This window comes from Streptomyces sp. NPDC104313 (assembly GCF_055583985.1).
The window spans coordinates 594,080-619,476 of sequence record NZ_JBVJMW010000003.1; the positions used below are offsets into that span (position 1 = coordinate 594,080).

Annotated in this window: 25 protein-coding genes and 1 tRNA gene; 19 read left to right on the forward strand and 7 right to left on the reverse strand. The window is 69.6% G+C overall.

What is annotated here, in order from left to right:
• Positions 1-30: 30 nt before the first annotated feature.
• Both ACZ60Q_RS09875 and metG read left to right on the forward strand, forming a co-directional pair.
• Positions 31-1,536 (forward strand): LacI family DNA-binding transcriptional regulator, encoded by a 1,506-nt coding sequence (locus ACZ60Q_RS09875; RefSeq protein WP_469630903.1) that lies wholly within the window; start codon positions 31-33, stop codon positions 1,534-1,536.
• A gap of 437 nt (positions 1,537-1,973) precedes the next feature.
• Positions 1,974-3,695 carry a methionine--tRNA ligase gene (metG, locus tag ACZ60Q_RS09880; RefSeq protein WP_469630906.1) on the forward strand — a complete coding sequence of 574 codons (1,722 nt, stop codon included), beginning with the start codon at positions 1,974-1,976 and terminating at the stop codon, positions 3,693-3,695.
• A gap of 42 nt (positions 3,696-3,737) precedes the next feature.
• Here the strand turns inward: metG and ACZ60Q_RS09885 are convergent, their stop codons facing one another.
• From ACZ60Q_RS09885 to ACZ60Q_RS09895, 3 genes are all read right to left on the reverse strand, one after another.
• A complete protein-coding gene (locus tag ACZ60Q_RS09885) occupies positions 3,738-5,138 on the reverse strand; it encodes an MGMT family protein (protein WP_469630909.1) in 1,401 nt (466 codons plus the stop codon).
• A 413-nt stretch (positions 5,139-5,551) separates the two neighbouring features.
• On the reverse strand, positions 5,552-6,253 hold the full coding sequence (locus tag ACZ60Q_RS09890) for an HAD family hydrolase (RefSeq protein WP_469630912.1): 702 nt from the start codon (positions 6,251-6,253) through the stop codon (positions 5,552-5,554).
• Positions 6,243-7,109, reverse strand: coding sequence for a GntR family transcriptional regulator (locus ACZ60Q_RS09895; RefSeq protein WP_469630915.1), 867 nt, complete (start codon positions 7,107-7,109; stop codon positions 6,243-6,245). Before ACZ60Q_RS09895 ends, ACZ60Q_RS09890 begins: the two co-directional genes overlap by 11 nt.
• 435 nt (positions 7,110-7,544) lie before the next feature.
• On the opposite strand from ACZ60Q_RS09895, the gene ACZ60Q_RS09900 reads away from it, so the two are divergent.
• The 15 genes from ACZ60Q_RS09900 to ACZ60Q_RS09970 all read left to right on the forward strand — a co-directional run bounded on the left by ACZ60Q_RS09900 (position 7,545) and on the right by ACZ60Q_RS09970 (position 19,500).
• Complete coding sequence (locus ACZ60Q_RS09900; RefSeq protein WP_469630917.1) at positions 7,545-7,997, forward strand: protein kilB; 453 nt, start codon at positions 7,545-7,547, stop codon at positions 7,995-7,997.
• An 87-nt stretch (positions 7,998-8,084) separates the two neighbouring features.
• Positions 8,085-8,387, forward strand: coding sequence for a hypothetical protein (locus tag ACZ60Q_RS09905; RefSeq protein WP_469630920.1), 303 nt, complete (start codon positions 8,085-8,087; stop codon positions 8,385-8,387).
• On the forward strand, positions 8,384-8,668 hold the full coding sequence (locus ACZ60Q_RS09910) for a DUF6303 family protein (protein ID WP_469630923.1): 285 nt from the start codon (positions 8,384-8,386) through the stop codon (positions 8,666-8,668). Before ACZ60Q_RS09905 ends, ACZ60Q_RS09910 begins: the two co-directional genes overlap by 4 nt.
• A complete protein-coding gene (locus ACZ60Q_RS09915) occupies positions 8,665-9,675 on the forward strand; it encodes a DUF2637 domain-containing protein (RefSeq protein ID WP_469630926.1) in 1,011 nt (336 codons plus the stop codon). Before ACZ60Q_RS09910 ends, ACZ60Q_RS09915 begins: the two co-directional genes overlap by 4 nt.
• Positions 9,672-10,184, forward strand: a complete 513-nt coding sequence (locus tag ACZ60Q_RS09920; RefSeq protein ID WP_469630929.1) for a hypothetical protein — start codon at positions 9,672-9,674, stop codon at positions 10,182-10,184. The genes ACZ60Q_RS09915 and ACZ60Q_RS09920 overlap by 4 nt, the downstream gene beginning before the upstream one ends.
• Positions 10,181-10,516: an RRQRL motif-containing zinc-binding protein gene (locus ACZ60Q_RS09925; RefSeq protein ID WP_469630930.1), complete on the forward strand. Its 336-nt coding sequence runs from the start codon at positions 10,181-10,183 to the stop codon at positions 10,514-10,516. Before ACZ60Q_RS09920 ends, ACZ60Q_RS09925 begins: the two co-directional genes overlap by 4 nt.
• Positions 10,517-10,623: 107 nt before the next feature.
• Positions 10,624-12,213 carry a hypothetical protein gene (locus ACZ60Q_RS09930; protein WP_469630933.1) on the forward strand — a complete coding sequence of 530 codons (1,590 nt, stop codon included), beginning with the start codon at positions 10,624-10,626 and terminating at the stop codon, positions 12,211-12,213.
• A 2-nt stretch (positions 12,214-12,215) separates the two neighbouring features.
• The gene (locus ACZ60Q_RS09935) at positions 12,216-14,327 is read left to right on the forward strand and encodes a hypothetical protein (RefSeq protein ID WP_469630936.1); all 2,112 of its coding nucleotides are present in this window, start codon (positions 12,216-12,218) and stop codon (positions 14,325-14,327) included.
• A 212-nt stretch (positions 14,328-14,539) separates the two neighbouring features.
• Positions 14,540-15,010, forward strand: coding sequence for a hypothetical protein (locus tag ACZ60Q_RS09940; RefSeq protein WP_469630939.1), 471 nt, complete (start codon positions 14,540-14,542; stop codon positions 15,008-15,010).
• 20 nt (positions 15,011-15,030) lie between these two features.
• Complete coding sequence (locus ACZ60Q_RS09945; protein WP_469631315.1) at positions 15,031-15,312, forward strand: hypothetical protein; 282 nt, start codon at positions 15,031-15,033, stop codon at positions 15,310-15,312.
• Positions 15,313-15,396: 84 nt separating this feature from the next.
• A complete protein-coding gene (locus tag ACZ60Q_RS09950; protein WP_469630942.1) occupies positions 15,397-16,299 on the forward strand; it encodes a bifunctional DNA primase/polymerase in 903 nt (300 codons plus the stop codon).
• Positions 16,296-16,640, forward strand: a complete 345-nt coding sequence (locus ACZ60Q_RS09955) for a hypothetical protein (protein ID WP_469630945.1) — start codon at positions 16,296-16,298, stop codon at positions 16,638-16,640. Before ACZ60Q_RS09950 ends, ACZ60Q_RS09955 begins: the two co-directional genes overlap by 4 nt.
• Positions 16,637-17,884: a DUF3631 domain-containing protein gene (locus ACZ60Q_RS09960; protein ID WP_469630947.1), complete on the forward strand. Its 1,248-nt coding sequence runs from the start codon at positions 16,637-16,639 to the stop codon at positions 17,882-17,884. Before ACZ60Q_RS09955 ends, ACZ60Q_RS09960 begins: the two co-directional genes overlap by 4 nt.
• Positions 17,885-18,058: 174 nt before the next feature.
• Complete coding sequence (locus tag ACZ60Q_RS09965; RefSeq protein WP_469630950.1) at positions 18,059-18,259, forward strand: helix-turn-helix domain-containing protein; 201 nt, start codon at positions 18,059-18,061, stop codon at positions 18,257-18,259.
• A gap of 65 nt (positions 18,260-18,324) precedes the next feature.
• Complete coding sequence (locus ACZ60Q_RS09970; protein ID WP_469630953.1) at positions 18,325-19,500, forward strand: site-specific integrase; 1,176 nt, start codon at positions 18,325-18,327, stop codon at positions 19,498-19,500.
• 83 nt (positions 19,501-19,583) lie between these two features.
• On the opposite strand, the gene ACZ60Q_RS09975 is transcribed toward ACZ60Q_RS09970, so the two are convergent.
• The 3 genes from ACZ60Q_RS09975 to ACZ60Q_RS09985 all read right to left on the reverse strand — a co-directional run bounded on the left by ACZ60Q_RS09975 (position 19,584) and on the right by ACZ60Q_RS09985 (position 21,509).
• A tRNA-Pro gene (locus ACZ60Q_RS09975) sits at positions 19,584-19,657 on the reverse strand.
• A gap of 28 nt (positions 19,658-19,685) precedes the next feature.
• Positions 19,686-20,456, reverse strand: a complete 771-nt coding sequence (locus ACZ60Q_RS09980; protein WP_469630956.1) for a Pr6Pr family membrane protein — start codon at positions 20,454-20,456, stop codon at positions 19,686-19,688.
• Between the two features lie 114 nt (positions 20,457-20,570).
• Positions 20,571-21,509 carry a metallophosphoesterase gene (locus tag ACZ60Q_RS09985; protein ID WP_469630958.1) on the reverse strand — a complete coding sequence of 313 codons (939 nt, stop codon included), beginning with the start codon at positions 21,507-21,509 and terminating at the stop codon, positions 20,571-20,573.
• Positions 21,510-21,588: 79 nt separating this feature from the next.
• On the opposite strand from ACZ60Q_RS09985, the gene ACZ60Q_RS09990 reads away from it, so the two are divergent.
• The gene (locus ACZ60Q_RS09990; protein WP_469630961.1) at positions 21,589-22,053 is read left to right on the forward strand and encodes a GatB/YqeY domain-containing protein; all 465 of its coding nucleotides are present in this window, start codon (positions 21,589-21,591) and stop codon (positions 22,051-22,053) included.
• Positions 22,054-22,159: 106 nt separating this feature from the next.
• On the opposite strand, the gene ACZ60Q_RS09995 is transcribed toward ACZ60Q_RS09990, so the two are convergent.
• The gene (locus tag ACZ60Q_RS09995) at positions 22,160-24,397 is read right to left on the reverse strand and encodes a transglycosylase domain-containing protein (RefSeq protein WP_469630964.1); all 2,238 of its coding nucleotides are present in this window, start codon (positions 24,395-24,397) and stop codon (positions 22,160-22,162) included.
• Between the two features lie 639 nt (positions 24,398-25,036).
• On the opposite strand from ACZ60Q_RS09995, the gene ACZ60Q_RS10000 reads away from it, so the two are divergent.
• On the forward strand, positions 25,037-25,387 hold the full coding sequence (locus ACZ60Q_RS10000) for a WhiB family transcriptional regulator (protein ID WP_003967458.1): 351 nt from the start codon (positions 25,037-25,039) through the stop codon (positions 25,385-25,387).
• Positions 25,388-25,397: the final 10 nt, after the last annotated feature.

Below are 25,397 nucleotides of genomic sequence, written 5' to 3' on the forward strand. Positions count from 1 at the left end.
CACGACCGCGTACCAAGGGAGAGGAGGAGCGTGGGTTTCGCGGAGAAGCGCGCGAACTACTGGCGTGGCCGGTACAAGACCGCACCTGGGAAGCACCTCACGGTCGTCGACGAGCAGGGCAAGGCCATCAAGTTCGCCACCAAGGGCGAGGCTCAGCGCGCCGCGAGCGAGGCCGAGAACAAGTACCGGCGCGGCGACTGGCGTGACCCGGCACTCGGCCAGGAGACGTTCGGCGAGTACGCGAGCCGCTGGTACGAGGCCCAGGACCTGGCCGCATCGACGATGCAGAACTACAAGCGCCACATCGAAGAGCACCTGCTTCCCGATTTCGGGGACCATGCGCTCGCTGGCATCCTGCGCTCGGACGTCGACCGGTGGGAGAAGAAGGAAAGGGCTCTGTACGCGGCCTCCAGCGTCAAGACCTGGCGCTCGACGTTCCACCTGATCTACGAGGACGCGATCGACGAAGGGCTGATCACGTCGAACCCGGCGACCAGGCGGCGTGGGCGGGGCAAGCGCGCGGGCCGCTCCCGTGACCGAGGCCCGGAGAAGGTCGTCACCGATCCGCTCGGCATCCTGTTGATCGCCGAACGAGCAGCACTGCTGTCCGGCCGAGATGACGAGTTCGTCGCCGTCGTCCTCAAGGGATACACCGGCATGCGCTGGGGCGAAATAGTCGGCCTGGAGACCGAGTTCACTCGACCTGGCTCCGTCCGTGTCGAATGGCAGCTGTACGAACTCGACTCGGGCGAGATGGTGCGCTGCCCGCCCAAGGACGACAGCTATCGCACCCTCGACTCGGTGGACTGGCTGTCCGCCTTGGTCGCCAACCATGTCGCCCGCACGAAGCCGAAGCCCTGCACCTGCCACGGTAGGACCTACGTCTTCCGCGGGCAGGGCACGGCTCGTACGGGCGGCCACCACGGGGCGAAACTCGTCGACGTCGCACGCCGTGCCGAAGTCTCCACGGGGACGGTGTCCAACGTCCTCAACCACCCCGATCGCGTCGCTGAGGCGACGCGAATGCGGGTGGAGGAGGCCATCACGGACCTCGGGTTCATACGAGGCGGCGCGGTGGTGGAGCCTGCGGCCCACTGGCGCAGGAACGGTTTCGCGACGTGGCTGTTCACCCCGGCGGTATCGGGGTGGTACCCGAAGAAGGCCCCGCAGGAGGCACGACCCGTGCCGCTACTCGGCGAGCCGTGGCCAGGAGTCCCCGCGCGAGGGCGGGGCGCCGGCCAACGGGCTGACGCCTGCTGGCTCCCGATCGCCAAGGGTCTCACGCCTCACGGACTGCGCCACGCCCATAGGACCGTGATGGAGGACCTCGGCACCGAGAAGGTCCTCATGGACCAGCGCATGGGACACATCGACGGCTCCGTCTCGGCGCGCTATGCCCATGTCACCCCTGGTATGCGCAAGCGCCTCCTGCTCGGCCTGACCGAGCAGTGGGAGGCAGCACTCGCTGCCCGCCTGGCGATGAGTCCCACCTCGCCCGTGCACGTGCTCGACGCCCTCCTGCGTGTACGCCGGTAGCGCAGACCGAGGCGAAGTCTGGGCGGTGAGAGTCCCCCGGACTTCGCTGTTCGCAGGGTGGCGCCGGTCCGGAGCGCCTGGCCTGCTGGAAGAGGCTTCTCGGATCATATGAATCACCCTTCGGTCTCGCATGAGGACAAGGGGTGCGCAACCACGGACATACGGGCCCTAATATGAGGACCGCCTCGGCCGTCCGAGACTCGCTTGGCCGCCTGTCTCGGACGGCCGAGTGCGTTTCCGTACGGCCCGGCCGACGGTAAACGACTCGGCGGAGTGGCACCCGGGTGCCCTACGATTGCGGCGGCTCGCAGCTCTGGCCGTCACCATGCGTGACACGGTTGAGCGCCCCTGTGCGGTCGCGCCTGCTGAGCCCTCCCGACCTCGGTCCGCCGTGGCACCGCCGCCGGCGCCCAACGTACGAAATGGAGCATCCAAGGATGGCTCGACACCTGGTAACCAGCGCGCTTCCCTACATCAATGGGATCAAGCACCTGGGCAACATGGTCGGGTCGATGCTTCCGGCGGATGTGTACTCCCGGTACCTCCGCCAGCGCGGCCACGACGTCCTGTACATCTGTGCGACCGACGAGCACGGGACGCCCGCCGAGCTGGCGGCCAAGGCGGCCGGCACGTCGGTGGCGGAGTTCTGCGCGCAGGCCCACGACGCGCAGAAGGCCGTGTACGACGGCTTCGGGCTGGCCTTCGACTACTTCGGCCGCAGCTCCTCGCGGCAGAACGCCGAGATCACGCAGCACTTCGCGCGGAAGCTGTGGGAGAACGGCTTCATCGAGGAGCGGGCGATCAGCCAGGTGTACTCTCCGGTCGACGGCCGGTTCCTCCCCGACCGGTACGTCGAGGGGACCTGTCCGCACTGCGGTTACGACAAGGCGCGCGGCGACCAGTGCGAGAACTGCACGCGCGTCCTGGACCCGACCGACCTGCTGGACCCGCGCTCGGCGATCAGCGGCTCCACGGAGCTGGAGGTCCGCGAGACCAAGCACCTGTTCCTGCTCCAGTCGAAGCTCCAGCACGAGGTCGAGGCGTGGGTGGCGCGGCACGAGGCCGACTGGCCGCAGCTGTCCTCCTCCATCGCCCGCAAGTGGCTGACCGAGGGCCTGCACGACCGGGCGATCACCCGCGACCTGGACTGGGGCGTGCCCGTCCCGGCGGACACCTGGCCGGATCTGGCTGCCGAGGGCAAGGTCTTCTACGTCTGGTTCGACGCCCCGATCGAGTACATCGGCGCGACGAAGGAGTGGGCGGACGCCGCACCGGACAGCGAGAGGCGCGACTGGAAGTCCTGGTGGTACGAGGCTGACGACACGGTCCGCTACACCCAGTTCATGGCCAAGGACAACGTCCCGTTCCACACGGTGATGTTCCCCGCCACCGAGCTCGGTGTCCGCGAACCGTGGAAGAAGGTCGACGTCGTCAAGGGCTTCAACTGGCTGACCTACTACGGCGGCAAGTTCTCCACCTCCCAGAAACGCGGCATCTTCACCGACGCCGCGCTGGAGACACTCCCGGCCGACTACTGGCGCTACTTCCTGATCGCCAACGCCCCCGAGTCGGACGACTCCTCCTTCACCTGGGAGCACTTCGCGGCCACGGTCAATAAGGACCTGGCCGACACCCTCGGCAACTTTGTCAACCGCGTGCTCTCCTTCTCCCGCAAGCGCTTCGGCGACGAGGTTCCCGGAGGCGCGGCGGCCGGCGAGGCGGAGACGAAGCTCGGCGAGGAGATCGCGCGGCTGCTGGCCGAGTACGAGGAGCACATGGACGCTCTCCAGTACCGCAAGGCCGGCGCCGCGCTGCGGGCCCTGTGGTCGGCGGGCAACTCCTACCTGGAGGAGAAGGCCCCCTGGCTGGAGATCAAGACCGACCCGGACGGCGCGGCCCTGACCCTGCGCACGGCGATGAACCTCATCCACCTCTACTCGGTCGTCTCCGAGCCGTTCACCCCGGCCTCGGCCGCCGCCATGCGCGGGGCCTTCGCCCTGGAGAACGACACCGCGACCTGGGTGACCGCCGAGCAGACGAAGTCCCTGGACGCTGTCCCGGCCGGCACGCCGTTCACCGTGCCGCCGGTGCTCTTCGCGAAGATCACGGAGGAGGACCTGGAGTCCTACCGCGAGCGCTTCGGCGGCGCTGACGCCTGAGCCAGGGACCGGTCACGATGGGCTGAGGGCTTCGAAGGGCTCTCAGCCGTCGAGGACGTGTCGGAGCTCGTCCTGGCGCAGGCGCTGGTCCGGGTCGGCGGTGTCCCCATCGAAGCGCACGCCTTCCCTGATCAGGAGGGATGCGGCGGTGTCCGTACGCGAGGGGTCGGGCCACTGGAAGCCGGGGCTGACCTTCCCGGCGGCCGTGAGGACGCGCCAGGGGTTGGGGCATCGACCGCAGGTGCCGAGGTGCTGACCTATGGGGACGGCATGGCTCCCGACCGCCGCCGCCAGGTCGCCGTAGGTGGTCCATCGCCCAGCCGGGACACCGCTCAGCAGAGTGTGCAGCCCGGCCCAGTCCTTGCGAGTGCCGCTGAGCTGCCTGGCCAGAGCGGTGAGGTCGGACCCTGCCAGCGTGGCCCATGCGTCGGGGTCGACGTCGGCGGGCACATGGGCGGTATCCACGTCCCACCACGTCGTTCCCTGTATGCCGTCGGCGGTGCGTCCGGTCACGCTCGTGAAGATGTGGTTGGCCAGCCCAGTAGGGGAGTAGGAGGCTCCGTCCGCGTCCCAGACCAGTGGCTTGGCGGTGTCATTGGTCCAGGTGGCGGCTGCCCGGCCGGTGTCCTGCGCCACCCACGCCCGGATCTCGGCGCGGATCGCTTCCGTCACACCGTGGCGCGGTGTCATTAGCAGCCTCGTCCCATCAGGCAACAGGCCCGCGCCGACAAGCACGTGGACGGCGTTGCGTGAACGCGAGCGTTCCTGCAGCTTCTTGGCCGCCGCCTCGCCTTCGACCCGGGTCGGGGTGAGCGTGAACTCCTCGACCTCCGGGGTCGGATAGACCTTGGTGAACCCGGCGACGATATGCCCTTCCACCCGCCACAGGCCGACCTGGACGAGGTCGATGTCGATGCCCATCTCCGAAAGCCAGACGACGGAGTGGGTGACCTGCTTGGGGAAGTCGGCGGCGATGATCACCTGCCGGGGCCGCTGGAGCAACGCCGGGCTCCACTCCCCGTCCACGTGGTCGAGCAGCCGCTGCCTGCACGCGCCGATGTCGAGGGTCTGCCCCCTGCGCGACAGGAAGTCGCGGTGTGCCTGGGTGAGGGTGTCGAGGTCGAAGCGGGACACCAGGGCGGCGTAGGTGATCGCCTGGAGGTGCACGTCCCGGTCGGCTGTCCCCCGCTTCAGCTCGACCACGACGAGGCGCCCTGTCTCATCCAACCCGAGCACGTCCAGCCGGTCGCGGGCCGGCACTCCGTCGGTGTCGGCCCACCGGTCGTACTCCGCGGTGATCACGAGCACTGACTCCCCGAGCACCTGGGGATGGGCGATCACCCATTCCTGGAGGTGCTGCCGCTCCAGCAGGCTCTCGGCGGCGAGCCCGGTGCGCGATATCGGCGTGGCCGTCCGGCCGTCCACGGTGAAGAGATGATCCACGATGCCCCCTCGTGCGCCCGGCGCGGTGCGTTGGACGCCCAGAGCGTACGCGGGCGGGGTCCCTCTACGAGGGCTATCTCGCCGAATCGTCGAAATGCCGAACTGCTTCGGGAGCCAACGGGGAGCCGGATTCCGAGATCGGCTCCCAAACGGCTCCCAAGACGCCCCCAGAAACCACTCAGGGGCCTGACCCGCTTTCGCGGATCAGGCCCCTGGCCTGGTGTTTCAGCTGTCGGGGTGGCGGGATTTGAACCCACGACCTCTTCGTCCCGAACGCTATTCAGGGGGCTGCCAGGCTGGTCAGCTTGGTCCTGTGCTGGGCAGATGGGGCGTCGGCTTGTCCGTGGGTGTCCATGCTCGTCCGCCCTCGGTTGAGTGCGTTGGCACCCCGTTTGGCCCCCCGAGTGAGAGAGTCAACGCGCAAGGGGCGGCGTCAGAAAGGCCTCAGCGACGGTGGCCATGGTCGTGATGATCGTCCTAGCTCCAGCCGCAACGAGACTTGCCTCTTTGCTTGGCTTGTTGGCGAAGCCGATCGCCATGGAGCCCGCTCGCGCGGCGGCCTCGATGTCCGTAGTCGAATCACCGATCAGAGTGCAGGTGCTCGCTCTGACCCCAAGTTCCTTGGCGGCTCTTTCAAGAGAGAACGGCGAGGGTTTCATGAGGTCAGGGCGGTTCGGGTAGCGGCCGATCACTCGGTGAACGAATCGATCGAGGTCGTGGAGTGCCAGAAACTCCCTCACGCACGCTGCCGAGTTGTTGCTGACGATCGCGACTCTTCGGCCGGACGCATGGGCCGCACGAAGGGAATCCACGGCGCCCGTGACGGGGATGCCCGCGGCCTTGACCGCCGAGACTTCTGCCGACGTCAGGGCTTCTTCGACTCGTCGCACGGCATCCTCGCCGACGCGGGGTGCCAATCGCAGTACTTCCATCGGGTCGTCCGTTTCGAGGGCCCGCTCGCCAGTCGTCGCGTCGATCTGGGCGAGGATGGCGGCCAGCTCTCGCGCGACGCCAGGGGCCGGGTGCCCAGCGAACACGTCGCAGACAGGCCCGTCGAAGTCGAAGAGCACGCCGCTGGTGGCGGCAACGGTCGCGGTCAGGCTCTCAGACGCCATAGGGGTCGAAGTCCCTTCCGATGGTGCTCCAGACGCTCTCGAACCAGAGGCGGGCCTGTTCGACTTGCTGCGCGCCGCTGGTCGCGTCTCCTTCATTGGTGGAGTAGTGGAACAGTGCGGCGTCCGCGCCCACCAGGTCGTAGATGTCGATCGCTTCCCCTCCTGCGGACACCTTGTTCGGGCGGATGGGGTAGTACCCGAAGAACGCGTCTCCCTGGTTGATGACGTAGAGCTTGAAGAACTGTGTTCCGCTGTGAACCCGCACGCTGACAGTGGCCTCTTGGACCAGGCCGAGGTGCTGAAGTTCTCCCACGGTGTTGGCGATGCTTCGGGTGAAGCCGACCATCATGTCGTGCATGCGGGCCCGGAGGCGGGGATCGTCAGCGCCGTCACTCCGGCGCACTGGGGCGGCCTGGGGCACGGCCATGTCCGGCACCAGGATTCGGATGCTGATGCTGGTCGGTGTCAGTCGGCCGACCCGGATCTTGTCGATCGGTTCCTGTAGGGCTCCATGCAGTGTCTCGCTGGAGAACCCAGCGAAGTCGATTGAGACGTTCGGGCTCGCGAAAGCCTGCTCGACGTAGGGCCGCAGACCGGCCGGCCGCTCGGTTCGGTTCCGGACGTACACACCGCTTCCCTTGCGGGAGACGACCAGCCCCTCATCCTCCAGGTCCCGCAGCGCGCGTTGAATCGTCGCCCTGGCGAACCCGTACAGGTCGGTGAGGTTCTTGTGCGACGGCAACTTGTCGCCGGGGGCGAGCCTCCTTGTCCGAATGGCTGCGGCAAGGCTGCTCGCGACCTGCTCGTAGGGCGGACGACTGTCGTCCGGGTCCAGCGGTTCGGGCGTGAAGGTCATGCCTCGATGCTACGCCCCAAATCCGCGATCAGGGCAGCCAGGCTAGCCAGATGTTGACATGGCTAGTCACGATGGCTACGTTAAGGGCAGCTCAACCGGGCTAGCCAAGTTGGTCGGCTCGGGGAGTGAGGCCCTTCTTTGGGCTGCTCTAGATGGTTCAGGATCGCTCGATTGAAGGCGGCTTCGGCTGCGCGCTGCGGGCCCTGAGCTGGTTGTTCCTTGAGAACTGAACAGCGTGCCAAGGATTCGCCGCCTCTCCTGTGCCCCAAGCAGGCGGCAGCGCGGGACGCCGTCCCGCGTGCTCAGCCACTCCGCAGTGCTCATGACCGCTGCGGCCGGTTGCCTCCTCCGCCCGTCCGGACTGCCCCTGTGGCGGCGACCGTACGGGCGGGGTTGAGGGGAGCCGGAGATTCTGGCCCCGGGAGGGGGAGTTCGATGGAGATCGCTGTTGCCGCTGTCGCGGTAGTCGGCACCGTGTTGGGTGCCGGTGTGGTCGGCATCCAGCAGTACCTGGTGGTCCGGGCGCAGCGTCGGCAGGCGCTGCGGGACCGGGCCATGGCCGCTTTGGCGGAGTTGAGTATCGCGCTGGCGGATCACCGCCGGGCGATGTGGGTCCGCGAGGACCTGCGCCTGTCCGGTGCGGCTGCGGAGAGGGTGGTGGAGGCTCGTGAGGCGAGCCATGTGACCCGCTCCGCTCTCACCGCTCCGCAGGTCGCCCTGACCGTGCTGCTTCCCACGCTGCGTCTCGACATCGAGGCGGCTGTTCGTGCCGTGTACGCGATGCGCGGTGCCCGGTGCGCCGAGGCGCTGGCCTCGCACCGCGAGATGGCCGTATCCGCGGCCGACGCCCTGACCGCGGCAGCGGCGGGCGTCCTGTCCCGCCCCTGAACCACCACCCCACATACGGCCGCACCCCCGGAGAGGCAACTCCGGGGGCGCTTTGGGCCGCCCAACCGTCTAAGGAGTGCACGACCCATGAAGAACATCGTTGCTGGTCGCGAGCCCGTTACCGCGACCGAGTTCGTTGAGCTGGCTCTGGGTATCGACCTGGAGCTGTTCACCGGTTCGCCCACCGAGTCCGTGATGGACCGGGCGGCCCGTCTGGACGTGGCCCGCGAGGTCCTGTCGGAGCTGCGGGAGAGCGACCCGGAGACCGCGGCCTACGCGGAGAGCCTGATGCGGGCCCTCCCGCTCAAGCAGCCCCGCCCCAGCGGCCGGCGCGCCCGCCGCGCCACCGGCCGTCGGCCGCTGCACGAGGGCACGGCGGTGGCCGCATGAGCGTGCACACCGCGCAGATGTCCACCCGCGACGGCAGGTGGATCCTGTACGTCGCCCTGATGGGTGTCCCGGTCTCGCAGTGGCCGGAGCACGACTTCGGCTCCGTGGACGTGCCGACTCCGGCGGAGCGTTCACGGGTGCTCACCGGCCTCGGGTTCGCGTTCATGAGGGGGGCCGGGTGGGAGTGGACGGAGTACCCCGAGATGCCGGGCGACGGCACTTCCCCGGTCTGCCTGCTGGCCACGATCCGGGTGTGTTCACGGGACGGGGGCCTGTCATGAACAGTGTTCAGATCCGTTCAGCGGAGAAGGCGCTGTCGGTCGGGACGTGGCTGATCGTGGGCGGGGCGATGCTGTTCTCGATCCTCACGGTCACCCCGCTGATGGAGCGCCACAGCCCCAAGGGGTGGGAGTGGACGGCCCCGATCCTGCCCCTCGTCGTGGACGCGGCGGTGGTGATCGTGGTCCGCCTGGACTCGGTCCTGGCGGCTGTGGGCGGGGATGGTGGCCGGTGGCCCGTCGCGCTGCGGTGGATGACCGGCTTCATGACCCTGGCCCTGAACGTGGCCGACAGCGCGCTGAAGAAGGACCTGGTCGGGGCTGCTGTCCACGCGGTCGCACCCTTGTTGCTGATCGTCACGGCGGAGACCGGTCTCGCCTACCGGCGGGCCATCACCGCTGCCCACACCGCCCGCGAAGCGCAGCTCAAAGCCGAGCGTACGGAGCGGGAGCAGGCCGCTGACGAGCGCAGCGCAGCGCAGGAGCGGCGGCGGCGTGAGGAGCGGGAGCACTCGGCCCAGTTGGTCCGTGAACAGCGCGAGCACGAAGCACTGATCGCCCGTGAACAGACCGCCCGGGAAGAAGCCGCGCGGCGTGAGGAACACGATCGGGCCGAGGCGAAGGAGCGGGCCGAGCGGGAGGGCCGTGAACGCCGTGAGCAGATGCGTGAACAGCAGCAGGCCGAGCGTGAACGCCTCGAACGCGAAGCCTCCCAGCGCCGGGAGCTGGAGGCCCGGGAACGGGAGAGTCGTGAGCGCCGTGAGCAGATGCGTGAACAGCAACGGGCCGAGCATGAACGCCAGGCCCTGTTGTCCTCCGGACCGGCTGTGGGGAAGCAGGGCGAGGAGCGGGCGCGGGCCACGGTCCGGGCCGCGTTCGAGGCCGGGCTGTCCATCCGGCAGGCCGCCGAGCTGTGCGGCTGGTCCACCGGCTGGGTGACCGCCCGCTACCAGGAACAGCGCGACACCCCCACCGCTGTAGCCCCGGACCTTGAGGGAGCCACCGCATGATCACCCTGATCCGCACCCGCACCCTGAACACCCTGCACACCGACCTCGCCACGGCCCAGACGGACGCCCAGGCGGCCCGCGTTGAGGCGAACGCGTGCTTGGAGCAGAGCGGCGACCTGCTCGACCATCTGACCCACGCCGACGACGTCGCGGACGGGCTGCGGGCCGAGCTGGCCCAGTCCCGGCTGGATGCGGCGCGGCTCGAAGGCGAGCTGGATGCCCTGCGGGCCCAGGTGCTGCTGGACACCGAGGACCGCCAGGCCCTTCGCACCCTGCTGCGGGCGACCCGGAAGCAGAACCAGCGGGCCGAGCGGGTCTACGTGCTCTTCCGCTTCGGGAAACTCCACAGCGTCCACGCCACCTCGACCGCCGCTGAGATCGCCGCCGAGGCAGAGGGCGCCGCACAAGACGGATGGACTCCGCACACCACCTGTTGCGACGGCACCACGGTCCCGGCCGCCGAGGTCCGGTGGCGTATCCAGCCCGTCCTGCTCGGAGGCGTCCGGTGAGCACCCTGCCCACCTACCGGTGGCGCCTTGCCCCCGATGGTCTGGCGACCCGCCGTCAGCTCCGCGCGCTGGGGCTGCGGCCGGGTGGTCAGGACGTCGTCGCCGAACTCCACCGCCCGCGCCGCCGGCGCGGGGCGTTGGTCGCCTACCTCTACCGCGTCGACCGGGCCAAACCGGTCCGCCCGATGACACCGGCCCGCCGGGCCGCGCTCGCCGCGGCGATGCTCGCCCGCCGCACCTGCCCCACCTGCCGCCTGGACGCGGGGTACTGCATCCCTCGGTCGCTCGGCATGTGTGTGACCTGCCAAGACACTCCCTCGTCGTCTTCCTGACCGCAGGCAACCCGCTTCACGTACGTGCCGCACACAAACGCAGGGCCCGGCCCTCTCCACCACAGATCCGGCCGGGCCCTCCTACTCCGCAAGGGAGTGCGCACAGCATGACTGACCTCACGATCACTCCGGTAGCGGCCCCCGAGGCCACCCCCGACATCCCGCCACCGACACCGGCACCCGAGCAGAAGCCCGCACCCACCACCCCCGCCGTGGAGCACACGCCGGGCGGGTGGCCGGTCGTTCCGCTCGCCGTGACCGGCACCAACGCCACCACATCGGTCGTTGCCGCCGCTGCGCTGGTCGGGGGCGGTCCGGCCGCTCTCGCGGTCGCCGCGACCAGCGCGGCTGTGCTCGGCACCGTCGCCGTGGCCCGCAAGCTCCGCGCCACGAAGAAGCCCCGCAAGACCACCACCAGCCGCACATCCCGCACCGCGACCGGCCTCGGATCGACCAGCCGGGGCAGCGGCTCCGGGCGAGTGCCCGGCCAGGCCCGCAACGGTGCCGCCGGCACCGGTAAGAGCGCTGGTCACGGGCGGGGCAAGTCCAGTCGGGGCAGCGCTGTTTCGGCGCTGGGATCCGGAGCGGCGAGCCGACCGAAGAACAGTATGGCCCCCACCCGTAAGCCCCTCACCAAGCACGGATCGACCGGAGCTGGGGCCAGTGCGGGGAAGCCCAGGAGTCGTGTGGGGCAGGTCAAAGCGCTGCGCGACTCCGCCCGTGCTTCCTCGCCGTCCCGGGCTGTGCGCCGGTCGGAGACGGCCGGTGCGCGGCGCTCGGTCGCGGATGCCCGCCGAACCGCGAAGGACACCGCCCGCACCGGTTCCCTGAAGGGGAAGGGGGCGCTGGGCCGGGCCGTGGGTAAAGCCGCGGGCCGGATCAGCGCCGCCAAGGGCGCCGCTGTTGAGCGCAGCCGGAAGGCCCGTGACCGCAAGGCCGTGGGCACCGTCGCATTCCGGCGGGACGCGGTCCGCAAGGCCCCGGCCCGTAAGGCCGCGCGGAAGGCGCTGCGGCGCTCCGCGATGCGGTTCCAGGGCCGTCGCCTGCTCGCCGGTCTGTTGGCGGGGGCGTTGGGGCTGGTCGGGCTGGTGTCCACGCCGCTCGGCCGGAAGCTCGGCTGGGCGTGGCTGATGTATCCCGGGCGTCGTCTGTACGCCCGGCTGATGCGCACCGCCCAGGAGCAGCGCCGCCTGCGTGACGAGATCGCTATCGCCGCCCTGCACGAGGACGAGGCCGCCGTCGACGCGGAGGCGGCCGAGGCCGAGGACGGCACTGAGATCAGCGACAAGGCGCAACGCCCGGTTGGGCCGACGCCGGCAGCACCCACCACCACCGTGATCGAGGGAGCGAACATGTCTGGTTTCCGGTTCGAGGAGCACGCGGCCGAGATGGAAGCGGCTGCTCAGCAGTACGACCCCGATGGGGCGATGGAGATCCTGACCATGGTGGAGGGGCTGCCCAACGCGTTGGCCTCGGTCGCGAGCGTGATGCGGATCCTCGGGGAGCGCTCGGACGCCGAGTTCCCGCTGGAGAAGGCGGTCGCCGAGTCCTTCCGTGACTGCTTCGGCGCCGTGATGGCCGCTGTCTCCGTGGCCGAGGAGATGGGCCCGATCTTCCGCCAGTTCCACGAGCAGGACATCGCCCGCCACGAGGACCCCCGCAACGGGACCGAGGCCGAGAAGGGCTGGAACGTCTGACCATGACCACCAACACCACCACCGCCAAGAAGGACAAGGACATTGCTGGTGGTCCGGTGTGGGACTGGGCGGCCGGTCACGGACCCGTGACCGGCGCCCTGTCCGCCACCACCGGCGCCCTGGCCGTCGCCACCACCGGGGCCGCAACCGGCATGCCCCCCGCCTGGGCCCTCACCGTCGGCGCCGCCGGGGCCATCGGCCACACGGTCAGCAGCCTGCGCGAGCGCCTCTCCGCCCGCACCATCGCCCTGCGCTCCGCCTCCTGGCTCGTCGGCGCGGGCTGGACCACCTGGGCCATCACCAGCGGCCCCCTCACCTGGGCCGCTCTCGGGTCCCTCGCCACGATCGGCGTCGGGATCGGGGCCGCCGCCCGCACCGCCCTCCTCCACGAAGAGGCCCGGGAGCTGGAGGCCATCGCCGCTGATGAGCGCCAGGTCGCCCGCGAACTCAGTGCGGAGCGCCGGGGGATCGCCGCGGAGTGGGTGGACCGGGTCCAGCGGGTCTGTCACATCACGCTGCGGGTCCTCGCGGTGGAGATCTGGCCGACCGGGACCGGGTTCACCGTCGACGCCGAACTCCCCGCCGGCGGAACGACCTACGACCGCATTGCCCAGCACTCCGCCGCCCTCTCCGCCGACGCGAGGCTGCCTCACGGCTGCACCGCCGTCGCCTCCCAGGGCATCGACCAAGGCCGGGTCCTGATCGACGTGACCACGGTCAACGTCCTCGCGGAGGAGCGCTCCTACCCCGACACCTACACCCCGCTGTCGCTCTACACGGGCATCCCGTGGGGCTACCGCACCAACGCCGAAGAGATCTGCGTGTTCCTGCGCGAGCAGTGCGCACTGGTCGTCGGCCCCACCGGGTCCGGGAAGACGAACATGGTCCACGTCATCCTCGCCGGATTCGCCCGCGCCACCGACGTCCTGACTTGGGTCATCGACCTCAACGCCGGATCCGCCGGCCTCCCCTGGGTCCGCCCCGCACTCGACCCCACCGGACACCCGGTCGACGGGGTCCGCCCGGGAGTCGACTGGCTCGCCTCCACCTACGAAGAGGCGCTGCTGATGCTGGACGCCGCGCTCGTGGTCGGGCTGCGCAGGAAGGTCGCCTACCAGGACCTCATGGCCCAGGCGAACACCGACCAGCTCCCCATCAGCGCAAAGATCCCGCAGATCATGCTCGTGGTCGATGAGGGCGCGGAGATCCTGACCAGCACCGACCGGAGCATGAAGAACCTCGCGAAGAAGATCCTTGAGGTCATCCGGATGCTCCGCGCCATGGGCGTCCGCACCGTCCTCACCGCGCTCGGAGCCACCGGGTCCGTCCTCGGGAACCTGATGATCCGGCGCGAGGCCAAAGCCCGCGTCTGCCTCACCGGCGGGGAAGTGGAAGGCATGGACCTGTCCAAGGTCTTCCCCGGCACCCGCGGACTCCGCCCCGACCAAGCCCCCTACAAGGGAGCCGGGTTCATGGGCACCCCCGAATCCGGGGCGGCCCAGTTCAAAGTCTGGCGGATCCTCCCCAACCAGATCCGCGACATCGTCCACGCCACCACCCCCATCCACCCCACCCTCGACACCATCAGCAGCCAGGCCGCCGGACCCGCCTACGCAACCCGCTGGGACCCCGACCGCACCGCATGGATGCGCGACACCAACCACACCCCCACCACCATCACGGACGACCAGCCCGCAGATGCCGAGGGCGGGCTGAACCTCTCCGCGCTCCGCACCCCGCCACCCACATCGGACTCGGCTCCGGCCGTGGATGCGGACGCGGCTGTGCGGGCGTTCATGGAGCAGATCGACGCCCAGTTCGGCACCGCACCCGAACCTCCGGCCACGCCCGAACCCCCCGCGGCGCAGACGGGACTGAACCTCTCCGCGCTCCGTGACAGCGATGACGAGAGCGGCCCGCCGTGGATGGCTGACGCGATCACCGCGATCAAGGCAGCGGGCCAGACGGGCATGAAGCCCTCCGCCGTCGCCGACCTTGTCCGCCGCAGCCGCCAGGCCGTCCGCGCCGCGCTCAAAGCAGCGGCGGAGCGGGGCGAGCTGGTCTACCGGGACAACGGACCGCACTCCGTATACGTCCACCCCGACCACGTCTGACGTCTCACACAGCGCTACTGGCTACTGGTCACCGGCAACTTTCCAGTAGCCAGTAGAACACCCCTCTACTGGCCACCAGGGCCCTCTAGCAGGGCATTTCCCAGTTGCCAGTAACCAGTAGCCACTAACCACTAAGACCACGCACCGTCACAACGCGTCGGGCGGCACCCCGCCACCACGGGTGCCGCCCGTGCTGCTGAAGGAGCCCCGTCGTGCATGAAACCGCGTACCAGATCACCACCCTCACCCCCCAGCAGCCCACCCCGAACCCCGGACTGCTGCACACCGAGATCCTGCCCGGCGTCCAGATGGTCACCCTCCCCGGCGGCGCCCGCACCCTCGCCTACACCCCCCAGCAGGCCCCGCCCGCACCGCCCATCCCCGTCGCCCAGCCGATCCCTACATGGGCCAAGACCACCGCCCTGCTCACCCCGACGATCGGCGGCGGCATCGCCGCCGCCGGCATCGGACTCTCCTACGCAGCCCCGGGACTGATCGCCATGACCAACGCACTCTGGGCCGCCGTCGCCCTCATCGCCGCCGCAGCCATCGGCGTCCCCATGCTCCTCCGCATCAGACGCAGTTCTGCCGGGGGCGGGGCCGGGCGGGGTTCGACGCACATCACGCAGAACATCACCGCGACCGGGATGTTCGGCAAGGCCAACGGCACCATCAACCACTGACCGAAGGATCGACCTTGCGACTGCGACTCCGCCGCCCGCTCACCGGGTGGAACGACCGACGCGCACTGGTCCTGACCGACACCCCTCGCCCCGACTGCGCCGAGTGCCAGGGCGAAGGGGGCCACGCCTACGACTACGGCGACCACGAAGGGGAGTACGCCGGTACCGAGTGGGACTCCTGCACCTGCTGGGACGAAACCCGCCGCTGGACCCTGCTCCGGCTCCCGCGCATCCCTCGCCATCACCGGCCCGGACGCGACCCCTGGGCCGCAAACGGCTACAGCGACGAACCGCCTTTCTGACATGCCGAGGGCGGCCCCTCTCACACCAATGAAGCGGGCCGCCCTCGTCCAGCCGCTCACAGAAGAGAACTGGAGACATCCAGCATGACCCATAACGCACGTCCCGCGCTGCTTTCCGCAGCGCTCGATGCCGCAGCCCGCGGCCGGGCAGTGTTCCCGTTACGGCCAGGCGGCAAGCCGCCCGCCCTGCACGGCGAGACCGCCTGCCCCCGCACCGGCGACTGCACCACCAGCCACCGCAAGTGGGAGCAGCGCGCCACCACCGATCCCGACCGCATCCACCGAGCCTGGTCCGCCGGCCGATTCAACGTCGGCATTGCGACCGGCCCGTCCGGGCTGGTCGTGGTGGATCTCGACCTGCCCAAGCCCAACAGCAGTACGGACACGCCTGACGGCGCGACGACCTTTCGAGCGCTCTGCGAGCGCGCCGACCAGGCCGTGCCCGCCACCTACCGGGTGCGGACCGCGAGCGGTGGACAGCACCTCTACTTCACCGCCCCCGCCGGAATCCGGCTCACCAACACCGCCGGGTCCCTCGGCCCGTCGATCGACACCCGGGCCTGGGGCGGCTACGTCGTCGCCCCCGGCAGCACCGTCAACGGGCGTACGTACGAAGTCCTCGACGACACCCCGGTCGCACCTCTTCCCGCGTGGCTGCTGAACGCCCTCAAGCCCCCAGAGCGCCCCACAGGTCCCCTGCGGCTGTCCCTGCCCAAGCGGGGCAACCGAGCCGCTGAGACCGCGCTGGAGCGGGAAGCCGCCCTCGTGACCGCCACCGCCGAGGGCGGCCGGGAAGCCCAACTCTTCGAAAGCGCCCGAAAGGTGGCCCGCTTCGTCGGATGGGGCGACCTCACCCGCCACGAGGTGGAAGAAGCATTTCAGAGGGCAGGCGAGGCGGCCGGACTCCCAGCATCCCAGTGCCGCGCCACCCTGCGCAGCGTCCTGAACTGGTCCCTGCGCACCTGCCGGCCAAGGGAGACAACATGAACCCCCGGCCACACCCCCCTCTGAAATGCCTCCCCACCACCAGCCCCGACCCCGCCCAACCGACCCCCGCCGCATCCGACAGTGGGGCGCCGAAGGTCGTCGCCGAAGGCGTCCCCACTGCCCTTCGCCCTGACCAGCAGACCGGAGACGGCCGCCACCCCATCGCCTGGCTCACCATCACCGCCCCGCGTGGTGCCGTGCCAACCGTGACCAGCGTCTGCGCGTGCGGACGCAACCTCTTCGCCGCAGGCCACCGCAAGGCCCTGGCCCTGATCGAAGACCACACCCGCCACCGCGACCTCTGTCCGCTCCGCACCTCCCAGGAAGGCGCCGCCGCATGAACACCACCCCCACCGCACCGCCCATCGACGGCGCCGCCCTGCTCGATGAACTGGAGACCTTCCACCGCCGGTTCAATGTCTTCCCCACGGAGTCCGCCTATGTCGCGGTCGCCCTGTGGGACGCGCACGCCCACCTGATCGACTGCTTCGAGACCACCCCGCGCATCGCGTTCCTCTCCCCGGAACCGGGGTCGGGGAAGTCTCGGGCGCTGGAGATCGTGGAACTCCTCACCCCTCGCCCCATGAGCACGGTGTCCGCGTCCGCGAACGCCCTCTACCGGCTGGTCGACTCCGCCGAGGGACTGCCCACGGTCCTGTTCGACGAGGTGGACACCATCTTCGGCCCCAAGGCCGGGGCGGACGAGGCGCTGCGCGGGTTCCTGAACGCCGGATACCGCAGGATCGGCGGGGCCCTGCGGTGCGTCGGGGACGGCTCCAACCAGAACGCCCAGGTGTTCGGCTCCTACTGCGCCGTCGCCATGGCCGGGCTCGGCTCCCTCCCCGACACCGTGCTGACCCGCTCGGTCATCATCCGGATGCGGAAGCGGGCCCCCAACGAGAAGGTCGAGCCCTACCGCCAGCGCATCCACGAGAAGCAGGGCCACGCCCTGCGCGACCGGATCGCGAAGTGGGCCGACACCGTCCGCGACCAGGTCGCCAACGCCTGGCCCGACATGCCCGAAGGGGTCACCGACCGGCCCGCCGACGTGTGGGAACCGCTGCTCGCCGTCGCGGACGCGGCCGGCGGAACCTGGCCCGCACGAGCCCGGGCCGCCTGCCTGGACCTGATTAACGCCGGTCAGGACAACGACGAAGCATCGTTGGGCGTCCGGCTGCTGACCGACCTGCGCGACAAGGTGTTCTGCGGCGCCGACCGGGTGCCCACCGCCGTCATCCTCGAAATCCTGCTCCGCATGGACGACGGCCCCTGGGGCGACCTGGACGACAAGCCCCTGAACTCCCGCACGCTCGCCAAGCTTCTTGGCCAGTACGTCACCCCGGCCATCAAGCCCATCAAGCCGCGCGGCATCCGCACCCCTTCCGGCACCCCGAAGGGCTACTACGCCGAAGACCTCACGGACGCCTGGACCCGGTACTGCCCTCCGCCCCCCGAGGAGTCCGCAACATCCGCCACGTCCGCCACACCGCAGGTCAGCGGGGGTGAATCCGTGGCGGATACCGCCACAGCCTCCCGCCACATGCCTGCGGAAACCGCCACACCGCTCCTCCCGGTCGCGGGCTGACCCCCAGCGCCACCAGGTGCCGCCACACCCCCGGATGTGGCGGCACCTATCCGCCACACGACCGCCATCCGCCACAAACGCAGGCCCCTGACCTGCGATGTGGCGGCGTGGCGGATGTTGCGGATCTGCCAGGACAGAGAAGGCAGCCGCCCGCCACACCCAGAGGAGAATCCCGTGGCCACGCCAACCACCTCGCCGCCCGCCCGCCTCCTCCGCGTCGATGTCGCCGCCGAAATCCTGGGGGTCAAACGCTCCACCGCATACGAGGAGATCCGACTCGGGCGATTGCGCACCGTCCAGATTGGTCGCAGTCGGCGCATCCCGACGGAGTACGTCGAGGAGTACATCGACCTCCTCAAGCGCGAATCCAGCTGACCAACCAGATCAGCGGGCCCGTCCACCCTCGTGGGCGGGCCCGCTGCATGAAAGGAACTGCCGACGTGGCAACCAGCAAGCCCACCCGCAGGGCCGGGCACGGGGAAGACACCATCTACTGGGACCAGGCGAAGAACCGCTATGTGGGCGCGGTCTCCCTGGGGTATGCGCCGAACGGCAAGCGCCTGCGACCCAAGGTCTACGGCAAGACCAAGACGGAGGTCCGCGAGAAGATCCGCGATCTCAAGAAGGAGGTCGCAGCGGGTGTTCGCACCCCCGCCAACTACACCGTTGAGAACGCCGTGAACGACTGGCTGGAGCGCGGGCTGAAGGGGCGAGACGCCCAGACCGTGGCCAAGAACCGCACACTCGCTGACAAGCACCTGATCCCCTTCGTGGGCAAGGCCAAGCTCAAGGATCTCAGTGCCGACGCCGTGGATGACTGGCTCACCAGCCGCGTAGAGGCGCTCTCCACGCGAAGCCTCCGGGACGTGCTGGCGATCCTCCGCCGGTCCATCGAGCACGCCCAGCGGCGAGACAAGGCAGTGCGCAACGTCGCGCTGCTGGTCACCGTCCCGGAGGGGCGTGCCGGCCGACCGAGTAAGGCGCTCAACCTGGAGCAAGCGAAAGCCGTGCTCGGGGCCGCGCGGGGGAGCCGCCTGTACGCCTACCTGGTGCTATCACTGCTCGGAGGGGTGCGGACTGAGGAGGCCCGGCCGCTCACCTGGGATCACGTGTACCTGACCCCCGAGGACGGCATTCCGCCGCACGTCGCCGTGTGGCGGTCCGTGCGCAGGCACGGGGAGACCAAGACGCGCAAGAGTCGCCGGACGATCGCTCTTCCGAAGCAGGTCGTGGATGTGTTGGTCGAACACCTGCGGTGGCAGAAGCAGGAACGCGCCTCGCACGGCATTGAGTGGCGTCCTGACGGCCGGGTTTTCACCACACGGAGCGGGGAGCCGCTGGACGCCGCGAACGTGCGGCGCGACTTCCGCGCCATCGTGAAAAAGGCCGGGCTCGATCCCGAATGGACGCCTCGGGAACTTCGCCACAGTTTCGTGTCCCTGCTCTCCGATCACGGCATCCCGCTGGAGCGCATCGCCATGCTGGTCGGCCACAGCAGTCAGGCGACCACCGAGGCTGTGTACAGGAAGCAGCTTCGGCCGGTGATCACGCAGGGAGCGGAGGCTATGGACGAGATCTTTGCCGAGCGGCATAAGGCACCCATGCCGAAGGCTTGATCAAATCCCTTTGGCCCCCTGTTTGGCCCCCTAGATACGTCAGAGGCCACATACGGATATCCGTATGTGGCCTCTGACCAGCGTCGGGGTGGCGGGATTTGAACCCACGACCTCTTCGTCCCGAACGAAGCGCGCTGCCAAGCTGCGCTACACCCCGATGCCCACCGGACTCCCGGCGACATCGATTACTTTAGCCCACCTGCGGCCGGAGGCGAAATCCGGTTTCTCCGGTGCTGGAACCACCCCGCCACGTTCGGCCGGAGGTGGTCCACGGTGGTGATCAGGACGCCCAGGGCGGCGAAGAGGAGGCCGAGGGCGAGGGCCTGGGCGAGGGCGCCGGAGTAGCCGTACGTGTCGACGTCGAGGAACGGGTACGGGTAGCGGGCCGGGGCGCCGGGGGAGAGCAGGGCTCCGCGGGCCAGGGTGAGGCCCAGATAGGCCGCGGGGGCGGACAGCCAGAGGGGGATGTGGGCCAGGCGCAGGGTGCGGGGGGCGGTCAGCAGGAGCCAGTCCGCGGCGACGGCCAGTGGGGTGACCGTGTGGAGCAGGAGGCTCACGGCGTTGGACCGGCCGGCCCCCGTGTCCGGACCGCCGAGGGAGGCGCTCGCCGGGGAGCCGCCGTGGTTCACCAGCACCAGGTGGTACATCAGCCCGGTGATCGCGGCGAGCAGGACCACCCCGCCCGACAGCCCCGGCGACAGTGGTGGGCCGCCCCGCCAGGAGCGTACGGCCGACCACCCGAAGGCCCCCGCGACCAGGAGGTTCGCCAGGACCGTGAAGTGGATCAGCGTCGGTGGCGCGTAGCCGGTCGCCAGGGCGATGACGGGGCCCGCGGCCGCCGCCCCGCACGCGGTCGCGCGCAGGGCAACGGCCCAGGGGCGGCGGGACCCTGCGGGGTCCGGTAGCACCTCTGCCGCCCGGGGGCGGGGGAGCAGGGTGATCCGGGGCGCGGTCATGATTCGTACCGTAAGCGGGTGGGAGGACCCTCGCGATTTGTCCGCCCGCCGTGCGTGAAGGTGAACCGCCCGGCGTCCGTCGTGCGCCGGGGCCCGCCCCGCGTGCCCCTTCGCTCAGGCCTTCGGCGTCAGCGTCAGCAGGGTGACCTCGGGCGGGCAGGCGAAGCGGACCGGGGTGTAGCGGTTGGTGCCGCAGCCTGCCGAGACGTGGAGGTAGGCGCGCCGGTCGCCGATCGTGTGGCTGGACAGGCCCTTGACCCGGTCGGTGTCCAGGTCGCAGTTGGTGACGAGCGCCCCGTAGAACGGGATGCACAGCTGACCGCCGTGCGTGTGGCCCGCCAGGATCAGGGGGTAGCCGTCGGCCGTGAAGGCGTCCAGGGAGCGCAGGTACGGGGCGTGGACCACGCCGATGGAGAGGTCGGCGCCGCTCGTAGGGCCGCCCTGGACCTCGGCGTACCGGTCCCGCTTGATGTGCGGGTCGTCCAGGCCGGTGAACGCCAGCTCCAGGCCGTCGAGCTTGAGCCGGCCCCGCGTGTTCGACAGGTTCAGCCAGCCGGCCTCGTCGAAGGCGTCGCGCATCGGCTCCCACGGGTTGTGGACGACGCCGACCGCGGGGGCGTTTCCGTTGAGGCCGTGCTTGCCCCGGGTCTTCTCCAGGAGGTAGCGCGCGGGGTTGCGGAGCTTGGGGCCGTAGTAGTCGTTGGAGCCGAAGACGTACACCCCCGGGAACTCCATCAGTGGGCCGAGCGCGTCGAGGAGCTCGGGCACGGCCTCCGGGTCGGACAGGTTGTCGCCGGTGTTCACGACGAAGTCGGGGCGCAGTCCGGCGAGCGACTGGAGCCAGGCGCGCTTCTTGCGCTGACCGCTCACCATGTGGATGTCGGAGACCTGGAGCACGCGCAACGGGCGGGCCCCGTGCGGGAGCACGGGAACGGTGACCCGTCGCAGGCGGAACGAGCGGGCCTCGAACCCGGCGGCGTAGGCGAGTCCGGCGACGCCTACCGCCGCGCCGACTGCCGTGACTTTCAGGGGTACTCCGTAGCGTGCGCGCATGCGCCCATCGTCGCAGAAGCGGAACCGTGAGCGGAAAACCGGTGGGCGGCCCGGGGCCCTCACCTGTCACAATCGCGGCATGACCACGCTCAAGTCCAAGCTCAAGGACGACCTCCACACCGCCATGAAGGCGCGTGACGAGCTGACCTCGTCCACCCTTAGGCTCACCCTCACCGCGATCACCAAGGAAGAGGTCAGCGGCAAGTCGGCGCGCGAGCTCTCCGACGAGGAGGTGCGGAAGGTGATCGCCAAGGAGGCGAAGAAGCGCCGTGAGGCGGCCGAGGCCTTCGCTCAGGGCGGTCGGACCGAGCAGGCCGAGCGGGAGAAGGCGGAGGGTGAGCTGCTCGACGGCTATCTGCCCAAGCAGCTCTCCGACGACGAGCTGAACGCGATCGTGGCGTCCGCCGTCGAGGAGGCGAAGGCCGCCGGGGCCGAGGGGCCGCGTGCGATGGGCGCCGTCATGAAGATCGTCAACCCGAAGGTCGCCGGGCTCGCCGAGGGCGGCCGGGTGGCCGGCGCGGTGAAGAAGCTCCTCGCCGGCTGAGGCACGCGGAGAAGACAGCGAAAAGGGTGGGCGCCCCGGTCCAGGACCGGGGCGCCCACCCTTTTCGCTATATCCGTACGAGTACGAGTACGAGCAGGGGTACGGGTCAGGGGCCGTTCTGTTCGCCGTTCTGGCCCCGCCCGCCGCCACCGCCCGGCCCGCCGGTCCCGCCGTCCGGGAGTTCGGCGCCGGGGAACCGGTTGCCGTCGTTGCCGGGCCGCGCGTCCTCGCGGTCCTCGTCGTCGCGGTCCTCTTCTTCTTCCTTCTTCTCCTTGCCGCGCGGGACGGAGACCGGGTTGAACCCGGGGGTCTCCGAAGCGTCCAGCGCTCCGGTCATCGCGATGCGCCAGATCGGACCGGGAAGGCAGCCGCCGCAGACCTTGTCGTAGTACTCGCCGCCGATGGTGACGCCGAACATCGAGCTCTTCTCGCCGACGTCGTCACCGACCCACACCGCGGTGGAGAGGTTCGGCGTGTACCCGACGAACCAGGCATCCTTGCGGTCGTTGGTCGTACCGGTCTTGCCCGCGTTGTCCCGGTCGCTGAGTCCGGCCCGCGTACCGGTGCCGTCCTCCACGACGCCCTTGAGCATCTGGTTGATCGTGTCCGCGGTCTTCTCGCTCATCGCCCGCGAGCAGGACGTCTTCGGCACGGGGACCTTCTTGCCCTGCGGGTCCTTGATGGACTCGATGGCGATCGGCGTGCAGTACGTGCCCCGGTTGGCGAACGCGGCGTAGGCGCCGGCCATGGAGAGCGGGGTGCTGACCTCGCCGCCGAGGGTGATCGAAGGGTACTCGCCGACCTTCTTGCCGTCACCGCGCTCGTAGCCGACCTTCTTGGCCAGCTCCACCGTCTCGCAGAGACCGGCCTTCTGCTCCAGCAGAGCGAAGTAGGTGTTGATGGACTTGCCGAGCGCGCTCGTCATGTCCCAGGTGCCCTTTTCGGACTCCAGCTCGTTCACCAGGGCCCAGTCCGCGTAACCGGCCGGGGAGCCGGAGCAGTTGCGGAAGTCCCGCTCCTTCAACGTCAGCTTCCAGTCCGTCGAGAACGACGTCGCCGGGCTGATGCCCTTCTCCAGCGCCGCCGCCGCGGTGAACGGCTTGAACGTCGAGCCGACCTGGAAGCCGTACGTGCTGCCGCCCATCTTGTTGTTGACGGCGAGGTTCAGGACGGTCTCGTTCTGCTTCTGGTCCAGGCCGTAGGGGCGGGACTGGCCCATGGAGAGGATCTTGCCGCTGCCCGGCTTGACCTGCACCACGGACGCCGCGAACTTGTCGTCCTTGTTGACCTTCTCGGTGGCGGCCCTGTTGGCGGCCTTCTGGGCGCGCGGGTCCAGTGTCGTCCGGATGGTCAGACCGCCGAGGTTCCAGAGCTTGGCCCGGTCCTCGTCGGTCTTGCCGAACGCGGGGTCGGTGAGGATCGTCTTGCGGACGTAGTCGCAGAAGAAGCCGGAGCCGCTGACGGCGGTGATGCAGCCGTTCTTCGGCCGGGAGACCTTCAGCTTGATGGGCGTCTCCATGGCCTTGTCGGCCTCGGCCTGCGAGATGTTCTTGACCGCGGCCATCCGTGCCAGCACGATGTTGCGGCGCTTGGTCGCTTCCTCCGTGTCGTTGACCGGGTCGTAGCGGCTCGGCGACTGGACGATGCCGGCGAGCAGCGCGGCCTCCTCCACCTTGAGGTCCTTGGCGCGCTTGGAGAAGTAGCGCTGGGACGCGGCCTCGACGCCGTAAGCCTGCTGCCCGAAGAACGTGATGTTGAGGTAGTTCTCCAGGATCTTCTTCTTGCCGAGCTCCTCCTCGACCTGGATCGCGTACTTCAGCTCGCGGACCTTGCGGCCGAGCGTCTGCTGGGTGGCCTGGGCGACCTTCTCCGGGTCGTCGCCCGCCTCCTCGACGAAGACGTTCTTCACGTACTGCTGGGTGAGTGTCGACGCGCCCTGCGCGGCCCCGCCCGCCTGCACGTTGCGGTTCATCGCGCGGAGGATGCCCTTGAGGTCGACCGCGCCGTGCTCGTAGAAGCGGGAGTCCTCGATCGCGATGATCGCGGCCTGCATGTGCGGCGAGATGTCCTTGAGCGGGACGACCGTGCGGTCGCGGGAGTACACCGTGGCGATGGTGCCGCCGTCGCGGTCCTGGATCGTGGTCCGCTGACTGAGCGGTGGAGTCTTGAGGTTGGAGGGGATCTCGTCGAATCCTTCGACCGTCCCCTTGGCGGCGAGCCCCAGCGCTCCGGCTGCGGGCAGTGCGATGCCTGCCAGGACAGCTCCGGAGAGCGCGGCGACACCGAGGAACTTGGCGGCCTGCTGGGTCGTGGTGAGACCCCCGCCCGAGCGCTTCTTTGGCATAGGGGGCAGCCTAATCCGTAGTGATGAAGGAGTCGCAGGAGCGGGGGCTCTCGGAGCGTTCGGGTACCGGACCGTGACATCCGGACGGGCCGATCACCTGCCGGCCGTCTGCCGGACGGGAGGCCCCGGCCTGTCGGGCGGGCAGGCCGGAAGCCTCTCGGCGAGAGCGTGCCGGGCGTCGCGGCGCGGGCGCGCGGACGCGGAGCGCCTACGTTCTCATTCGCCGGACAGACGGACAGGCCTTGGCCTAAGCTGCTCTCAACTGTCACAGCAGTCCGGTTCCGTATCAAGTCCCCTGCAATCCCATGCGCATCTTCTGGTCATTCTTCACCCGGCGGATGAGCAACCGCATCGCCCTTCACGTAGCCATAGGGGCGCTCCCGAAATCGCCCCTTATGTCGCGAGAAGCCCCTTGCGACTTGAGTGCACTGTCCCATTTTCGCGGAGATAGTCGCGCATGTCCTCGGCTCACTCCCCTGGGTGATCTGCCGCATACGCATAGTCCGTTCGGACCATTCAAGATTGGGCCCGAAGGGGGTGTTGTGGTGCCCCTACCTTCCGTAACGTCCTCAACTGGCAGCGGTGAATATGCCGCTACCGCCGTGGGGGAGCCTCGATTCGGGAGAGGACGGCGCCGGCATGGGCTGGGTAACCGACTGGAGTGCGCAGGCAGCCTGCCGCACTACCGATCCGGATGAACTGTTCGTACAAGGGGCAGCGCAGAACAGGGCCAAGGCGGTGTGCACCGGATGTCCGGTGCGGACCGAGTGCCTGGCCGATGCGCTCGACAATCGCGTCGAATTCGGCGTGTGGGGCGGAATGACGGAGCGGGAGCGCCGCGCACTGCTGCGGCGTCGGCCCACCGTCACGTCCTGGCGCCGACTGCTGGAGACCGCACGCAGTGAATACGAGCGGTCCACCGGCGTTCTGCCCGGAGTCATCGGGCTGGAGGACGAGGAGCTGCACGAGACCTACGCGGCTGTCGGGTAGGCGTCGGCAC